Raw genomic sequence first — 16,367 nt, forward strand, 5'->3', positions numbered from 1 at the left:
AGATATGAGTTTTAATGTTCGTTAGGAATCATGATAGTTTTCTATCGAATGTTATGACTACATTATACAAGGAGGATGTGAAAAAAGGTATTCTATAGGTTTTACTATACCGCACATAAAGCCTTATGAGCGTCTCGTAAAAAGGAATACCTATATTTTTTGCATGCTCCTAAAGATAAACCATCTGAAAACTTGAAATTTAACTCAAAGTACAGTGATTGTGCACTGATTTTAAAGAGGTGATTTAATTTGACGGAAGATTTAAAAAAAATAGTAACTAGTCAAAATACAATTAACATACTATACACGATTTTAGGTTGTTTTATAACAGCCATAGGTATAAACATGTTTCTAGTTAATGCTCATCTATTAAGTGGAGGTGTATCTGGAATAGCACTCATACTTCAATATACTCTAAAGTTTCCTGCTGGTATCTCGCTTCTTGTTCTCAATATACCTCTCCTTTTGCTTAGCTATAAAGTAATGGGCAAAAAATTCACTGCAATGACTATGATTGGTACAATCGCATTTTCAATTGCCATTGACATTACAGCTCCTTTCCAAAATGTATTGAAACTTAAAGATAATATTCTTCTATGCGTGTATGGAGGAGTTTTAAATGGACTTGGTACCGGAATTGTCCTTAGTAATTATGGCTCTACTGGTGGTCTTGATATAGTATCTGCAATCATCAAAAAAAAACATGAAAATTTTGAATTTGGCACGACTTCCTTTGCCATAAATATGATAATAGTATCTATAGGTGCTGTTTTTTTTGGCATTTATAGTGCTCTATACACGCTTTTTTCCATTTACATAGGTTCACTTGTAATAGACAAAGTTTTAAAAGGTTTTAGCAGACAAAAATTAGTCATGATAATAACTAATGAAGAAAAAAAAATAAGTGACAGTATAATGCATAATTTAAAAAGGGGTGTTACCTTTTTATACGGTGAAGGGGCATATACTAGTAAAAAAAGAATGGTCATATATTGTGTTGTAAGTTTAAGACAGCTGCCACTTTTAAAAAATGTAGTAATGCAAACAGATAAAACTTCATTTATATCTGTAATTGATATATCTGAAGTTCAAGGAGAAGGTTTTAAAGGTAAGCTTTTTTAAAAAATAAGGATGTTGCTTAAATTATTTCTATATTACAACATCCTCAAGGTGTATAAAACACACTTAATAAATATTAACTTGTTTTTTTTATTTTTAAGAGGTAGAATATATTAACAAAATGATTTTTATTTATTGGACATATTTTCTATTTTCTTTTCTAATTCAAATACCTTTTTATAAAGAGCTATCTCTCTCTTTATAAGATTTTTTTCTGAAAGAGCAGTCATCAACTGATCTTGTGCATGAATTACAAGGAAATTAGGTGCTTCATTGTCCATTTGGCCTTGAATGAGCATATTTTGGTAATCATGACCTGCATAGAATTCTTCATCTGCTTCGTCAAGGCATTTTTCTGCTAATTCAAAATTTCCTTCTTCAGCAGCATCAAGTGCATCATAGGCTTTTCCTCTTGCATTTCCTCCATGTAATACCAAATTAAATATTATGCTTTCTAAAGTTGGCTTCTCTGTTTTTTCCATTTTTTATGCCTCCTTAAATGTTTTTATATTATTCTGTTACTCCATTGTCTAATTGAGCTTCTGCAGCTGCTTTCTTTTCATTAACCACAAGTTGTTTTTCATACATTTTAAAGAACGGCCAGTAGATTAATCCTGCTATAATTAAATTTACTAGCTGAAGTGCTGCTCCTTGCCAATAACCACCTGTTGCAATTACTCCTCCAAAGAAAACTGGAACAGTAAATGGAGGCTGCATAACAATTTTAGGAACAATGTTAGCTGCAAAAACTATATAGTTTACAGTTACTGCTGCTACTGGTGCAAGTACAAATGGTATAAATAATATTGGGTTTAAAACTAGTGGTGCACCAAATATAAGAGGTTCATTTATATTAAAAATTGCTGGTATAAGTTCAACTTTTCCAATGCTTTTAAGTTGTTTTGATGAAGAAAATAAAAACATTATAACAAGTGGCCATGTAAGTCCTGAACCACCTATGTGTGTAAACATATGAAAGAATGGTTCTGTTATTATACCATGTAATGCTTGATGATGATTAAGTGCTGTAGTATTTGCTGCAAGTTGTGCTGTCCAGAAAGGATATGCAACAGAAGATACAACATTCATACCATGAATACCAAGTGACCACAAAAGCATCATTAAGACTATTTCTAGCACTGCTGCTGGATAAGTATTTGAAACTGCAACAAGTGGTTTAAATATATCAAGTACAAGTTGAGGTAATGTGATGTGTAAATTAGCCCATATTATCCACTCAAGTGCCCATGATGCAGTAATCATTACAAAGAAAGGAACAAGTGCTCTAAAAGTTCTTACAACATAAGGCGGTACGCCTGCTGGCATTTTAATTATAAGACCTTTTTGAGTAAACAATTTCATTACAGTTGTAGTTATTATACCTAGAATTATTGCTATAAATAATCCTTGTGAACCTAAATAATTAAGTACATCGCCAAATTTAACTTTACTAACATCAGTTGCTGGAAAACATACAATAAAGAAACAAACTAATGATAACATTCCACACAGTGCTTCATCCATGTCCCATCTTGATGCAAGACTATAAGCGGTTCCAAAAGCAACTGCCATTGCCATTATTCCAAAACTCAAATTAAATGCAATGTTAATTTGCGCTTGAATGGGCTTAATTGCATTATTCCATGCATCTATTATACCCCATCCAAGAGCTGTAGGTGGATTTGCAATAATTAAAAATAGTGCTCCACTTATAATAAGTGGTAATGTAAAGACGCAAAAAGCGTCACGGATAGATTGAAGATATATGTTTTGTGCCGCTTTTGACAAAACTGGCATTAACTTTTCATCCATCCATTTCATAAACTTATTTCCTTCCATAAAATTGACCTCCCTAGGTTTATTTTATATTTTTAAAGTAATCCCATTTATTTCAATGGGATTAACCTTAAATCAAGTTTATAACTATTAAAGTTTCCCTGCTTTTTTAGCTAAATCAACTATCTGATCTAGTACCTTAGCTCCATCAAGCATTGCAAACGCTTGCATATTTACAATTTCTACTGGTATATCATATTTACTTGCCGCTGCTTCAACTTCTTTTTTCAGATGCCTTACCTGCGGTTCAAGAAGTGCTACCGAATAATTTTCAGCTTTTTTCTTAAACTCTCCAGTTCCACCTGCATCAACAGTTATATCCAATTTTCTCTTCTTAGCTTCATCTGAAACTGCCTTTGCAAGAGAACTTGAGGTTGCACCCCAACTACACAAAATAATTGCTTTCATTTTAAACTTCCTCCTTTATCTTTTATAATTTTTCTTTTTTTATATTTATTGTAACTGCTGTCTAAATTTTTTTGATAAAGAACTAACATCTTTCTAAAATAGAATTGTACTCCAAACATTACAGTAAGAAATACATTTCCAAAAACAAATAATTTTATTCCTGAAGCAGCCTTATTGTCAATGATAAGTTTCACAGAAAGTATAAACCATGGAAGGCTAAGTAAAAATAAAAATGCTTTTATAGGTTTATTGGATACATAAAGTAGATTTTTATTTTTATTGCTATTTTTCATTTTTAACTCATCACCCTTTCTATTTGATAATAGAGTTTTTTTAAAAGTGCTTCCTCAACAATTTTTCTACAGTTTTCTGTATTTGAGCTTTCATTAATTCTTTGTATAAAATCAGATTGTTCTATTATTGACGTAGATAAATCTCCTATTACTTCGAGGCTTTCTTTTTTATTAAATGGTGCTATCATTAAAAAAGCCGTATATACTTTTTCACTTTTATCCATTAGATTTATCATATTTATAGGTTTTGCAAGTTTTCCAACAACAATGGTTGCTTCATTTATATCTTCACTTGCGCAATGATATATTGCAAAGTTTTTTTTAGGAAGTATTATAGTTCCTTGTCTTTCTCTATTTTCTAAAAGCGACTGTATATTTTTATACTGCATTGAATTAATAAGTCCATTTTCTTTTACACAATTTAAAAGTTCATTAATTATACTGCTTACTCTACGCGCAGAAACTTCTGTAAAAAAAGTATTTTTCACTATACTATTTAGTTCAGAACTATACACGCTTATAGCTTTTAATTTTTCCATATTACATTGAAAAGTGTCTTCATCATCTTCTTCATTTATGGATATCTTGATGTTAAGCTCGCTTTCAAGCTTTTTTATATCGTTTTCATTGAATAGAGAATTAATCACAATAACTTTAACATCATTTCTTTTTATTGGAACTGTAGATATAACAACATCAATGTTATTGCTTTTTATCATCTCATCAAGCTGGAACACAGAAGATACTGCTATTATATTAAGCTCATGAACCCTTTTAAGCTTTACTGCTAGCATCCTTGATATCCCTATACCATTTGAGCATACTAAAAGTGCATTGAATTTAATAAGCTTACTTTTCATTCTTTCAATAGACGCTGCAAAGTGCATCGTGATATATCCAATTTCATCATCACTTATATCTTTTTTAAGCTCGTTTTGGAGCACTTTAAGTATTTTTTTACTTTTGTCAAAGACATCGCTATACTGCTTTTTTATGTCAAAAATAAGTGGATTTCTTATAATATATCCACATTTAAGCCTATACATTGAATATAAAAGATGCATACTTAAGTCTTTTTTTAAAATTAAGTCTTTCTTTAAATTTACATCAAAAACCTTTGATGCCTCATCTATTATTTTTTTTACAATAGAATTTAAATAATCTCCATTTAAATTTAAGCTCTCACTTCCTCCTCTCAGTCCTTGAAGGTGTACAGCAATATATGCTATTTCTTCATCGGGCATTTTAATTCCAATTTCTTCTTCAATACAATTTGCAATGTTCTGTGACAAATTATATTCCTCGGAATTTTTAAGTTTCTCAAGGGTGATTTCATCAATATCAATTTTTTGATTTTTTTCTAATCTTTTAATTGCCAATGCAAGATGCACTATAAGTTCAATGTAAAGCCTGTCTTCAATTTGATAATTCATTGTTATTTTGACTCTTATAAGTACCTTCTCAATTATTGAAATTGTTTTGTAATCAATAATATTTAAAAGTCTTATATTTAATTCATCAACTGAGCTGTAACCATAATTATGACTTTCATTGTAATTTTTCTGCATAAACCCTATCAAGTCATCTGTATTATAATTTTTATATAATAAATCTATTATTGCATGTCTTATATTTTTTTCATTAGTTTTTACATAGATACCAACTCCTGGCTTTGATATGAAATTAATATCCTTACTTTCAAACCATTTCTTTATGTCATTTAAATAGTTACTTACAGTTGTATTGGATACATTAAACTTACTGGCAAAATACTGAATTTTAATTGGTTCCTTTGTTTGTAAAAGCTCTATGAGAATTGCATTTTTTATGTTTTTAGCTTTCATTATAGATTTGAAGCACGGCAGTGTTAATTTTAAATTTATTATATTCTCATAAGTTCCTTCTAAAATCAATCCTTTAGGTGTATTTGTTACTTTTACATTAAAGTCCTCAATATATTTATTTATTTTAGCTATTTCCCTGTAGACTGTTCTTTTAGTTATAAAATACTCTTTAGAAAATTCATCTATACTAACTTTCTGGTTTGCTATGAGCTTATTAAGTAAATCCATTTGCCTTGAATTTAAATTTATCATTTTTAAATCACCTATCTATATAAGTTTACGATTTAAAATGTCTCTGGTTAAATTTTACTTATCACCCTTCAATATCTATTATATATTTCTTTGGTTAAATTATACAAGCTAAACATAATCACATAGTGTCATAACTACAGTGACATTTTTTTATGAATTACAAATAAAAACATTCATACTAAAAATAATAAATCCTAAGATTTCACTATAAATAAATTATCTATAGTAAAATCTTAGGATGCATTTTTCATCACCTGTATTGTATTTTTTACCACTTTTGCAAAAATATGTTTCAAATAAATATTTTCTTTTACATTTATTTGAAACGCAGTCTTGAGCAATCTATTATACCATAAAAAATTACAGTATTAATACAACAAATTGGGTTATCGCATTAAATAAAAATAAATTTAGTGTGACAACCCAATTCTTCTATTTTTCTACTACAGGTATCCAAACTTCGCTTCTATAATCTTCTGCATTTGGGTTTCCTGGTAAATAAATCTCAAATTCTGGACCATCTGCATGTTCATATTTAGTAGCTGGAAACCATTCTGCAAAGATTCTCTTTGTAACCTCCTGTATAGCATTTGGCATTGGTCCAATGCATTCAAAAATTGCAAAAGATAACTTTGGCACTTCTATAACTTTATAATTATCAATACCATCAAGTTTATCTCCCTCCACAGCTATACTGTAATCAAAACCCTGGGTTTCCATATCAAAGTTACTACAAACTCCCATAATACCAAGCTTTCCTTGATTCTGCTCAAGTGTTTTATACTGACCATTTTCCCAAACTTCGTTCCAAAACTTTGGTATTCCTTTAAAATTATCTCCATTTTTGCTGTTAAAACGTCTTGATATTCCTACAATTTTAAAGTTTTCTTTAACCTCAATCTTATAATTCATCTTTTTTTCTCCCTTTACTGTTATTTGAAAGGATAAAGGTGGGATAGCCTTAAGATTTCTTTTATTTTTTCTTGCTTCAGATGGTGAAATTCCATGCAATCTTTTAAAAGCCTTTGTAAATGCTTCTGGAGTTTCATAACCATACTTATACGCTATATCTATTATCTTAAGTTCACTAGAAAGAACATCTTTAGCTGATAGAGACAATCTCCTTTCTCTTACATAATCTCCAACAGTAATTCCAGTTAAAATCTTAAATATTCTAAGAAAATGAAATTTTGACATATGAGCAGCCTTTGCAACTTCACCAGAATCTATATCTATTTCTAAGTTTTCCTCAATATAATTCAAGGCTTTATTCATATCTGCTATCCAATTCATTCACTACCTTCCTTTCAAAACAAATTATAAGCTACTAAAAAAGAATTATCCTGTCATTCATTGCTTAAGAATGACAGACTTTATTTTGGGTACTACACTACATGAAAGTTTTAGAATCCACTTTTAGAATTTTTACACGTAACCTGCTCTTTACTCTCTATTCTAATCAAATACTCATGAATTTGCTTCTTTAAATTTATATTTTTCATTTTATTGTACTTACTTTATTTATATCAACATCATCTTCTGCAATCAAAATATTTATATTTTCTCCTCCGTATTTACATTATTTCCTTCATTATATAAAATATATTATATATGAAAGTTTACACTTATTAAAATAAAAGGAGTAGATTTAATGTACAAATACATACTATTCGATTTAGATGGAACACTCACAAATTCAAAAGAAGGAATAACAAAATCAGTTCAATATGCTCTAAATAAGTTCAATATATCAGTTCAAGATTTAAATTCTCTTGAAAAGTTTATAGGTCCACCCCTAAAAGATTCTTTCATGGAATACTATGATTTTGATGAAAATAAAGCTGATGAGGCCGTAAAGTATTACAGGGAATACTTTAGCGAGAAAGGATTATTTGAAAATGAAATATATCCTAATATAGAATCTATGTTATCAAAGTTAAAAGACGCAGGACTGCATTTAATTGTTGCCACATCAAAACCCACTGTTTTTTCAGAAAAAATATTAGATCATTTTAATTTAGCAAAATTCTTTGACGCTATAGTAGGAAGTACCTTAGATGGTTCAAGGAGTAAAAAAAGTGATGTGATAAAATTTGTCTTAAAGAAAAATAAAATTAATCCTAATGAAGCACTAATGATTGGGGATAGAGAACATGATATCATAGGTGCTGCAAAAAATAATATAACTTCCATGGGTGTTACTTATGGCTTTGGCTCTCATAGTGAACTAAAAAAAGCTGGTGCAGCATATGTCGTTGATACTGTAAATGAAATAGCAGAAAAAATTATTTCACTAAACAAAAGAAATATATTTGTTATAGGTGATAGCGTTTCTATACATTACGGACCTTTCCTAAATAAAATGATAAAAGATAAATTTAATTACGATAGAAAACGCGGCATTGATCAAGCTTTAGTCGATTTAGATACCCCAGTAGGTGCAAACGCAGGTGACAGCCGAATGGTATTATCATATTTGCAGGAAGAATGCAAAAAAAATACTAAATACGATGTTCTACTTTTAAACTGTGGACTTCATGATATACGCGTCAATAGAGAAACTAATGAAATTCAGGTTGGAATTGAAGAATACCAAGAGAATCTAATTGAAATCATAAAATTATCAAAAACCATGTCAAATAAATTTATATGGGTTGGACTAACACCTATTATTGATAAAATACATAACTCTAGAAAAGAAGGCTTCTTAAGACACAGTAGAGATGCTGAAAATTACAATAATGCTGCCCTTCAAATTATGAAGGAATACGATGTACCATGTATTGATATGTACAATTTCACAAAGAACCTAGGTGAAGATATTTATTTTGACCATGTACATTACAAAGAAGAAATAAGAAAGCTACAAGCTGCATTTATTGCAGGATATTTAGACTGCATTTTATAAGCATATATTACTATTAATTTTATTCTACTTACGCAGCTTTAATAATTGCTTCTAAGAAATATAACAAATTTGTCCAAGATAGCGGTATAATAATATTTATGGCATAAAAAAATATATATCCGTTTGTATGTATTTTACAAACAGGGAAACTAAACTGTAAGGATGTGAAACTATGGAAAACAGCGTACTAACAAGCCACGTAAGAAAAGTAAATAAGATACTAATAATTTTATCTTGGATTATTGTTCTTATAGGAACAGTCGAATCTTTTACAAATTCAAGGTTTATGATTGCTTCACACTTTGAAATTATAATTGAACTTGTAGGCATTATAATTCCTACCGCATTATTTTATTTCAAAAAAAATGGATACTTAATAGCTGGCATAATGAGTTTTTCTAAATTTATTGCTATGTACTTAAACTCACTAATGAAAATGGGGCCAAGCATGGGAATCATTCATCTGGTATACCTATTTATTATTATTTGCTATGCTGCTCTTTATCTTAATGAAAAATTCCTTGTAATCACAGCTGCAATATATGATGTTTGTGCTGTTATTTTATATCTTGTTACTAGTTTTGCAAAACTACCTGATTTTGTTATAACTTTTGGTGTATTAAATGTTTGCACAATATTATTGTTTTTTGTAACAAAATGGGGAAATGAATTGATTAAAAATGCTTCTAAAAATGAAGCGAACGCACAGGAAATGTCTAACAATCTAAAAGAAATACTAAAATCCATTGGTGATAATACTTTAAGTCTCCATGATGATATTACCGATGGTATGAATAATCTTGATTTCACAAAAAAATCAAGTGAAGAGTTAACAGCTACAGTTCAAGAAGTAGCAAATGGTGTTACAAGCCAAGCACAAAGTCTTTCACAAATAAATGAAATGATCAATGATGCTGATAAAAGCCTTAATAAAACAGTTGAATTTTCAAATCAAATGTCAAATGTATCAAAAGAATCAACTAAAACTGTTGCCGTTGGAACAAATAAAATAGCTAAAATGGATGAACAAATGAAAATAATAGATACAACCGTAACCAATTCCTTAACTACTATTAGCGACCTTGAAAAAAGCATTGATAGCATTAATAGCTTCTTAGTAAGTATTAATGAAATTGCTAGCCAAACAAATCTGCTTGCACTTAATGCTGCAATTGAAGCAGCTAGAGCTGGTGAACATGGAAAAGGTTTTGCAGTTGTTGCTGATGAAGTTAAAAAACTTGCAGAAGACAGCACTAATACTGTACAACTGATTAATAAAATTATAGAGGATATAAGAGGCAAGGTAAACAATGTTATTGCAGTAGCACAAAACGGAAGTAATGCGGTTAAAATTGGAACACAAATGGGCAAGGAAGTTAATAAAAGTTTTAATGATATAGAAGCCTCCTTTAAAACAATTGATGATTACATAGAAAAGGAATTAGACTTAGTTAATAACACCAAATCTATATTTGAAAAAGTACGTGGTGAATCAGAAAATGTAGCAAGTGTATCAGAGGAAAATTCTGCTGCTACAGAGGAAATGTTTGCAACCTTTGAAAATCAAAATTCATCAATTGAGAAGTTATATGATCATATAAAAAAGATACAAACTTCAAGTGAAAACTTAACAAAGATTGCTAACCAAAAAGAAAAATAAAATATTTCTTAATTTATAACCTAGGGGAGTGGTAAAAATTCAATTGTTAAAAAAAATAAATAAAATTCCAGCTGGAACAATGATTATACCACTATTTGCAGCCGCAATTCTAAACACCTTTTGCCCCTGGCTTTTAAGAATAGGAAGTTACAGTAAGGCTTTAGTTTCTGACGACGGATTAAGAATAATGATGCTTTTAACCCTATTATTTACTGGAACTCAAATGAGATTTAGTGATATTCCAGAAGCCTTGAAGCGCGGTGGAAGTCATGTACTATTTAAATACTTGTCAGGTGCTGGTGCCTATATTATTATATTTCATTACTTTGGCTATAAAGGAATATTAGGTACTTGCAGTTTAGCAATTTTGTGTGCACTTACAAATAACAATGGAAGTTTATATATGGGATTAGCGCAAAGCTACGGGGACCACGCTGATCTTGTAGCAAGACCTATGTTTAATTTGAATTCTGGTCCTATGCTTTCACTACTTACTGTTGGAATTTCAGGAAGTTCCTCAATAAGTTGGGAAGAATATATGACCATATTAATTCCCTTATTAGTTGGAATTTTATTATCCTCAATTGATAAAGACATAAAAGAAGCAACAAAGTACGGAAATGCGTTAATTCTTCCTGTAATGGGTTTTGTTTTGGGTGCAAGTATTGATCTTTCTAAAATTATAGCAGCTGGCTTTAGCGGCATTTTTCTATTTATTATGGTTTTATTAATAACTGGCCCTGTTGCATTAATTGTAGATAGAGTTTTGCTAAAAAGGCCAGGTTATGGTGGCATGGCTACCGTATCTGTAGCTGGAAACACAATTGCTGTACCAGCAATGATTGGACAAATAGTCCCTCAATTTGCTCCTTATGTAAAACTAGCAACTGTGCAAATCTCTTGTGCTGCTGTACTTTCTGCAATATTGTGTCCATTTATAGTACAGTGGTTTGCAAAGCGATATGGATGTCCAAAATACGAAGAAAATTTTGGTAAGGGTCGAAATAATCTAGCATGTTAATTTTTCAAAAAGGTATCTCAATTTTATGCTGTTGCATTTATGAGATACCGGTTTTTACATATTTTTCTGAACTTAATCCCATTCTTTCCACACCTCTGGTTTATACCCAACCGTTGCTTCTTTGCCATTTCTAACTATTGGAGTAACATACACCTCTGGATTATTTAACAGTATTTCTTCTTTAACAGACTCAGTTCTTATGTTATCAAGATTTAAAGCTTTATATTTTTTTGCCTTGGTATTTATTAAATTATTTAAGCCAACGGCAGCTTTGACACTGGCCAGTTCACCTTTGCTTAAGGCTTTTTCTTTTAAATCTATAAATTGATATTTTATTCTTCTTTCCTTAAAATATCTTTCTGCCTTTTTTGTATCAAAGCATTTTTTAGTTCCGAAAATTTGAATATTCATGTATATAAAACCTCACTCACAATTAATTTATTATTTACCTATAACTGTCGCATCATTTGGATCAATTTTCAAGACTTTATTAATAATTTTTTAAGCAAAGTCGCAGCTGTTACATTAATAATCAGCTTAAGTGGTTATACAAGTCCCATCCAATTCCATAGGTACGGAGGATTTTTTTCCTTGCACTACCGTAAAAGCTAAGTAGCAGTGATGATGGAACAATTTAAAAAGAATCCAATAAATCTTGATGAAAAAATCATAGAATACTTAGATATTTCAATCTGTCTGAGCGCCCAGCGAGTATAAACATACGCGGGGTTTGGGCTCTGCCCATTATCCTTCTAGAACTCAAATCAACCACTTTTTTTAAATAACCACTTAGATTTATGGATTCTTTTTAATGTTACAAGTCACTGCTACTTCGCAATATCTTTAGATTATAATCTTAACTTTTTCATCATCTTCAACACTTTTAACAAGCTCTCCGCTTGTTATTATATCTGTTACCTTATCAAGTTCTTTATACATTACCTTGTCTTCTTTAATATAATCAACTTTTTCTCTTATAATTTTATAAGCAATTGAAGTACCTTCCCCTAATTTGACTTCTTCTCTAAAATCAACTGCCTGACAAGCTGCCATAAGTTCTGTTGCCAAAACCCTCTTTGCATTTTCAAGTATCTGTCTTGCCTTTCTTGCAGCAATTGTTCCCATGCTAACGTGATCTTCTTGGTTCGCAGAAGATGGTATTGAATCTACACTAGCTGGATGTGCTAAAACCTTATTTTCCGATACTAAAGAAGCTGCTGCATATTGAGTTATCATAAACCCTGAATTAAGTCCTCCTTGTTCAGTTAAAAACGCTGGAAGACCATTGCTAAGCTGGCTATTTACAAGTCTTTCAAGTCTTCTTTCAGATATATTAGCTATCTCTGAAATTGCAATTCCAAGAAAATCAAAGCTCAATGCCATTGGCTGCCCATGGAAGTTTCCTCCTGAAATTACATCACCATTTTCAAGAACTATTGGATTATCTGTAACAGAATTTATTTCTATTTCTACTCTTTCTTTTACATAATTAACTGCATCTTTACTTGCTCCATGAACCTGTGGTATACATCTTAGAGCATATGCATCTTGAACTCTAAGTTCTCCCTGTCTTGTTGTTAGTGTACTACCATTCACTAAACTTAAAATATTTTTTGAAGTATTTATTTGTCCTTTATGCGGTCTAAGCATATCAAGCCTGTTGTCAAAAGCGTCTGTAATTCCTCTTAAAGCTTCAAGACTTAATGCAGCTGCAATATCACTTACTTTTAAAATTTCAATTGCATCATAAACAGCAAGTGCTCCAACGCCTGTCATTACTTGTGTTCCATTTATCAAAGCAAGTCCTTCTTTTGCAACAAGTTCAACTATTTGAATTCCTGCAAGCTCCATTGCCTTTCTTCCTGGCATTATTTCACCCTTATACTCAGCTTCCCCCTCTCCAATCATAGGAAGCACCATGTGGGCAAGAGGCGCTAAATCCCCAGATGCTCCAAGTGACCCCTTCTCTGGTATTATAGGATGAACTCCTTTATTAAGCATTTCAACTAAAGTTTCCAGAGTGCTAAGTCTTATACCAGAAAATCCTTTTGAAAGCGCATTTGCCCTTAAAAGCATGATTGACCTTACAGTTTCTGTTGGGAAGTTGTTTCCTGTTCCACATGCATGTGAGATTATGAGATTTCTTTGAAGTGTCTTGCAGTCTTCTTTGGAAATGCTCACATTTGAAAACTTTCCAAATCCAGTTGTAATTCCATATATAGTCTTTTCATTTTCAACGATATCATCAACAATAGCTCTTGATTTTTCAACTCTCTTTTTAGCTTCATCATCAATTTTCACTTCGCAGTTGTTTCTAGCAATAAGTGCTAAATCCTTCAGTGTTAAGCTGTTTCCATCAATAAAAATAGTATTCATATTATAATTTCCTCCAATTTTTATATATTAGTCTATGTTTTAAGACGCAAAAAGAGAGCAAGACTCACCTTAATGAATCTTGCTCCCTAAAAAACTATATAAAATGTATTTCTACACTTTAAACTCTGAGCATTAAATCACTTAAATAAAATATTAAATTTTAGCTAAACAGGATATATTCCAAGTCCTATAACTTCATGTTCATATCCTTTAACTGGTGCCCCCATATTGCCATATAAAACAACTGCTATCCAGCTTCCATCTTGTAAATCTCCTGGAAGTCTCGATCCTTTAACAATGGTAAATACAAGACCAGCCGTTCTAAGAACATTACCAAGTCCTATCTGACCGCGACAAACACCTTCGTACGCTTCTAAAACAGCATGATAAAGTGAATGTTCTTCTCTATAAATATTCTTTATAAATTTTTCTCTTTTTGCAGCTGTTTCTATGGATGCAAAAATCTTGGAAGAATCCATTGCACCAACAAATCCTTTAAAAATTTTATATCCTTGATCTTCTGCCTTATTTCTAATCAACTCTTCATCACTATCAGAAGCCATGGATAATAACATTGCAACCTTTCCAATGCTTAAAGATTCAAACAATGCATTCACTTCCTTTGACATATAAATATTATTAATTTAATACTTAACAATACTGTTTTATTATAAATTATCAAAGAGTATATTGCAACTAAAAAAACTTATTTTCTTTTTCAATCTAAAAAGTAGATTTCCAAGTACAAATATGCTTTAATTATACTAAACAATATGCAGTTTTACTATACTAATATAAGGGGAATTAACAAATGAAAAAAGCAGGAATTAAATTCAATTTAACATTGCTAGTTATTTTAACTATAGTAATCACACTAACACTAGGCACTTTTTCATGGATTTCAATGAGCAATCTAATTGAAAATTCTAATTATAATTTAAAAACTGTAAGCGAATATACAACACTAGTAGATACCTCAAGAAGTGCTCAAGTACACTTTAAAAAGCAAGTACAAGCATGGAAGGACTTACTGGTAAGGGGACAAGATTCTAAGGCATATAATCAATATTTTAAAGAATTTCAAAATGAACATACAAAGGTTTTAGATGAATTAGAAAAAGTTAGAGCACTGATGAAAAAAAACAAATTAGATACCTCTTTACTTGACGACTCCATTACAACACAAAATGATATGTATAATAAATATATGGAAGCTATAAAAAATTATAATTCTAATAATGTTGAAAGCTATAAAATAATTGATAATATGGTCAAAGGAATTGATAGAGTACCTACTGATAATATGGATAAACTAGTGAAGCAAATTGAAAAAAGTTCAAATATACTAATATCAAACTTAGTAAAACAGGCCGATAGAGAAGGTACTAGAAATACAAAAACCCTATTAACTATTATTTTAGTAAGTATAACTTTAATATTATTTTTAACTGTATTAATTGCTCTTACTTATAAAAATATAGCTAGTTTTATTAAAGAGATGAAAAACATAATATTTGAAGTCGAAAACGGAAATCTAACTGTTCAAGGAAATATTCATTCAGATGACGAATTAGGCGAAATCACTTTATTATTTAATAAATTCATTTGTAATATTAAAGAGTTTTTTTCTTATACAAAAGAAATGAGCACAAGTGCAGCAAATTCCTCCAAAGAGATAATGGAAGCTTCTAGTGATGTTAGCAATGGAATAGAAGAAATTGCAAATTCTATGTCTGATATGTCAAAGGGAGCAACAAAACAATCATCCTCCGTTAACACTGCCAGTACTAGTGTATTTGATATTGTAAACAGACTAAACACCATTTCTGATAGTATTAGTAATTCCAAACAGGCAGCAATTAATGCTAAAGAAGTTTCGGAAACAGGAGTAAAAACCGTAGAATATCAAAGAAATAAAATGGAGGAAAATAAGCAAGCTTTTGAGAAAATAAACAAAAACATAATTAAGTTATCAGAGAACTCTAAAAAAATAGGTGAAATTACCAATGTAATAAGGGGTATATCAGAACAAACAAATTTACTTTCTCTTAATGCCGCTATAGAAGCTGCTAGATGCGGTGAAAGTGGTAAAGGCTTTGCCGTAGTTGCTAATGAGGTAAAAAAATTAGCAGAACAATCTAATGATTCAGTAGAAAGTATAGGTTCTATAATAACTGATATACAGAATAGCATAAGTCAATCAGTATCAGATATAAACAACGTAAACATTATAATTTCTGAACAGGAATTGGCAGTAAACAATTCAACTGTTGCATTTAAAAATATAGCAGAGGCTGCCGTTCACATAGCAAATCAAATTAGCGAAATTTCAAATAATACCTCTGATTTAAAGGAACATGCATCAAGCGTAAAAAATGCTATTTTAGATATATCCGATGTTGCTAATTCAAATGCTGGTGTAACAGAAAACATAGCAGCTTCAACCGAAGAACAATCCGCTTGCATTGAGGAAATAACAGCCTCCATAGAACAATTTGCCTCATTATCTGCCAAATTAAACAAAACCCTAGAAAGATTCAGAATATAATCCACTGGGGTTTGGGCGATAGCCCATGTGATATCTAAACTAAATATTAGTTTTCTCTATAATCTGGGGTTTGGGCGATAGCCCATGTGATATCTAAACTAA

13 protein-coding genes and 2 pseudogenes are annotated in these 16,367 nt (G+C 30.6%); 6 read left to right on the plus strand and 9 right to left on the minus strand.

Annotated elements, in window-relative coordinates:
• Positions 1–249 precede the first annotated feature (249 nt).
• The gene (locus tag LQK79_RS13835; protein WP_231016915.1) at positions 250–1,122 is read left to right on the plus strand and encodes a YitT family protein; all 873 of its coding nucleotides are present in this window, start codon (positions 250–252) and stop codon (positions 1,120–1,122) included.
• A gap of 125 nt (positions 1,123–1,247) precedes the next feature.
• On the opposite strand, the gene LQK79_RS13840 is transcribed toward LQK79_RS13835, so the two are convergent.
• The 6 genes from LQK79_RS13840 to LQK79_RS13865 form a co-directional block, all read right to left on the minus strand.
• The gene (locus tag LQK79_RS13840; protein ID WP_053242178.1) at positions 1,248–1,601 is read right to left on the minus strand and encodes a PTS lactose/cellobiose transporter subunit IIA; all 354 of its coding nucleotides are present in this window, start codon (positions 1,599–1,601) and stop codon (positions 1,248–1,250) included.
• A 28-nt stretch (positions 1,602–1,629) separates the two neighbouring features.
• Positions 1,630–2,958, minus strand: a complete 1,329-nt coding sequence (locus LQK79_RS13845; RefSeq protein WP_053242179.1) for a PTS sugar transporter subunit IIC — start codon at positions 2,956–2,958, stop codon at positions 1,630–1,632.
• Between the two features lie 87 nt (positions 2,959–3,045).
• A complete protein-coding gene (locus LQK79_RS13850; RefSeq protein ID WP_053242180.1) occupies positions 3,046–3,363 on the minus strand; it encodes a PTS sugar transporter subunit IIB in 318 nt (105 codons plus the stop codon).
• Positions 3,360–3,656, minus strand: a complete 297-nt coding sequence (locus LQK79_RS13855) for a hypothetical protein (RefSeq protein ID WP_053242181.1) — start codon at positions 3,654–3,656, stop codon at positions 3,360–3,362. The genes LQK79_RS13850 and LQK79_RS13855 overlap by 4 nt, the downstream gene beginning before the upstream one ends.
• Before the next feature lie 2 nt (positions 3,657–3,658).
• The gene (locus LQK79_RS13860; protein WP_231016916.1) at positions 3,659–5,752 is read right to left on the minus strand and encodes a BglG family transcription antiterminator; all 2,094 of its coding nucleotides are present in this window, start codon (positions 5,750–5,752) and stop codon (positions 3,659–3,661) included.
• A gap of 432 nt (positions 5,753–6,184) precedes the next feature.
• Positions 6,185–7,045 carry an AraC family transcriptional regulator gene (locus tag LQK79_RS13865; RefSeq protein ID WP_231016917.1) on the minus strand — a complete coding sequence of 287 codons (861 nt, stop codon included), beginning with the start codon at positions 7,043–7,045 and terminating at the stop codon, positions 6,185–6,187.
• A gap of 358 nt (positions 7,046–7,403) precedes the next feature.
• On the opposite strand from LQK79_RS13865, the pseudogene LQK79_RS13870 reads away from it, so the two are divergent.
• From LQK79_RS13870 to LQK79_RS13880, 4 genes and pseudogenes are all read left to right on the plus strand, one after another.
• Positions 7,404–8,039: pseudogene (locus LQK79_RS13870) on the plus strand (HAD family hydrolase); the annotation flags it as partial.
• Between the two features lie 33 nt (positions 8,040–8,072).
• Positions 8,073–8,660: pseudogene (locus tag LQK79_RS21085) on the plus strand (SGNH/GDSL hydrolase family protein); the annotation flags it as partial.
• A gap of 172 nt (positions 8,661–8,832) precedes the next feature.
• Positions 8,833–10,320 (plus strand): methyl-accepting chemotaxis protein, encoded by a 1,488-nt coding sequence (locus LQK79_RS13875; protein WP_053242186.1) that lies wholly within the window; start codon positions 8,833–8,835, stop codon positions 10,318–10,320.
• Positions 10,321–10,363: 43 nt separating this feature from the next.
• The gene (locus LQK79_RS13880) at positions 10,364–11,341 is read left to right on the plus strand and encodes a 2-keto-3-deoxygluconate permease (RefSeq protein WP_231016918.1); all 978 of its coding nucleotides are present in this window, start codon (positions 10,364–10,366) and stop codon (positions 11,339–11,341) included.
• Positions 11,342–11,413: 72 nt separating this feature from the next.
• On the opposite strand, the gene LQK79_RS13885 is transcribed toward LQK79_RS13880, so the two are convergent.
• From LQK79_RS13885 to LQK79_RS13895, 3 genes are all read right to left on the minus strand, one after another.
• Positions 11,414–11,752: an arsenate reductase family protein gene (locus LQK79_RS13885; protein WP_231016919.1), complete on the minus strand. Its 339-nt coding sequence runs from the start codon at positions 11,750–11,752 to the stop codon at positions 11,414–11,416.
• 432 nt (positions 11,753–12,184) lie between these two features.
• Positions 12,185–13,717: a histidine ammonia-lyase gene (hutH, locus tag LQK79_RS13890; RefSeq protein ID WP_231016920.1), complete on the minus strand. Its 1,533-nt coding sequence runs from the start codon at positions 13,715–13,717 to the stop codon at positions 12,185–12,187.
• 164 nt (positions 13,718–13,881) lie between these two features.
• Positions 13,882–14,346: a HutP family protein gene (locus tag LQK79_RS13895; RefSeq protein WP_231016921.1), complete on the minus strand. Its 465-nt coding sequence runs from the start codon at positions 14,344–14,346 to the stop codon at positions 13,882–13,884.
• A 182-nt stretch (positions 14,347–14,528) separates the two neighbouring features.
• Between LQK79_RS13895 and LQK79_RS13900 the strand changes: the two genes are divergently transcribed.
• Complete coding sequence (locus LQK79_RS13900) at positions 14,529–16,265, plus strand: methyl-accepting chemotaxis protein (RefSeq protein ID WP_231016922.1); 1,737 nt, start codon at positions 14,529–14,531, stop codon at positions 16,263–16,265.
• Positions 16,266–16,367 lie beyond the last annotated feature (102 nt).

This window comes from Clostridium guangxiense (assembly GCF_021043395.1).
GTDB classification, from domain to species: Bacteria; Bacillota; Clostridia; order Clostridiales; family Clostridiaceae; genus Clostridium_S; species Clostridium_S guangxiense.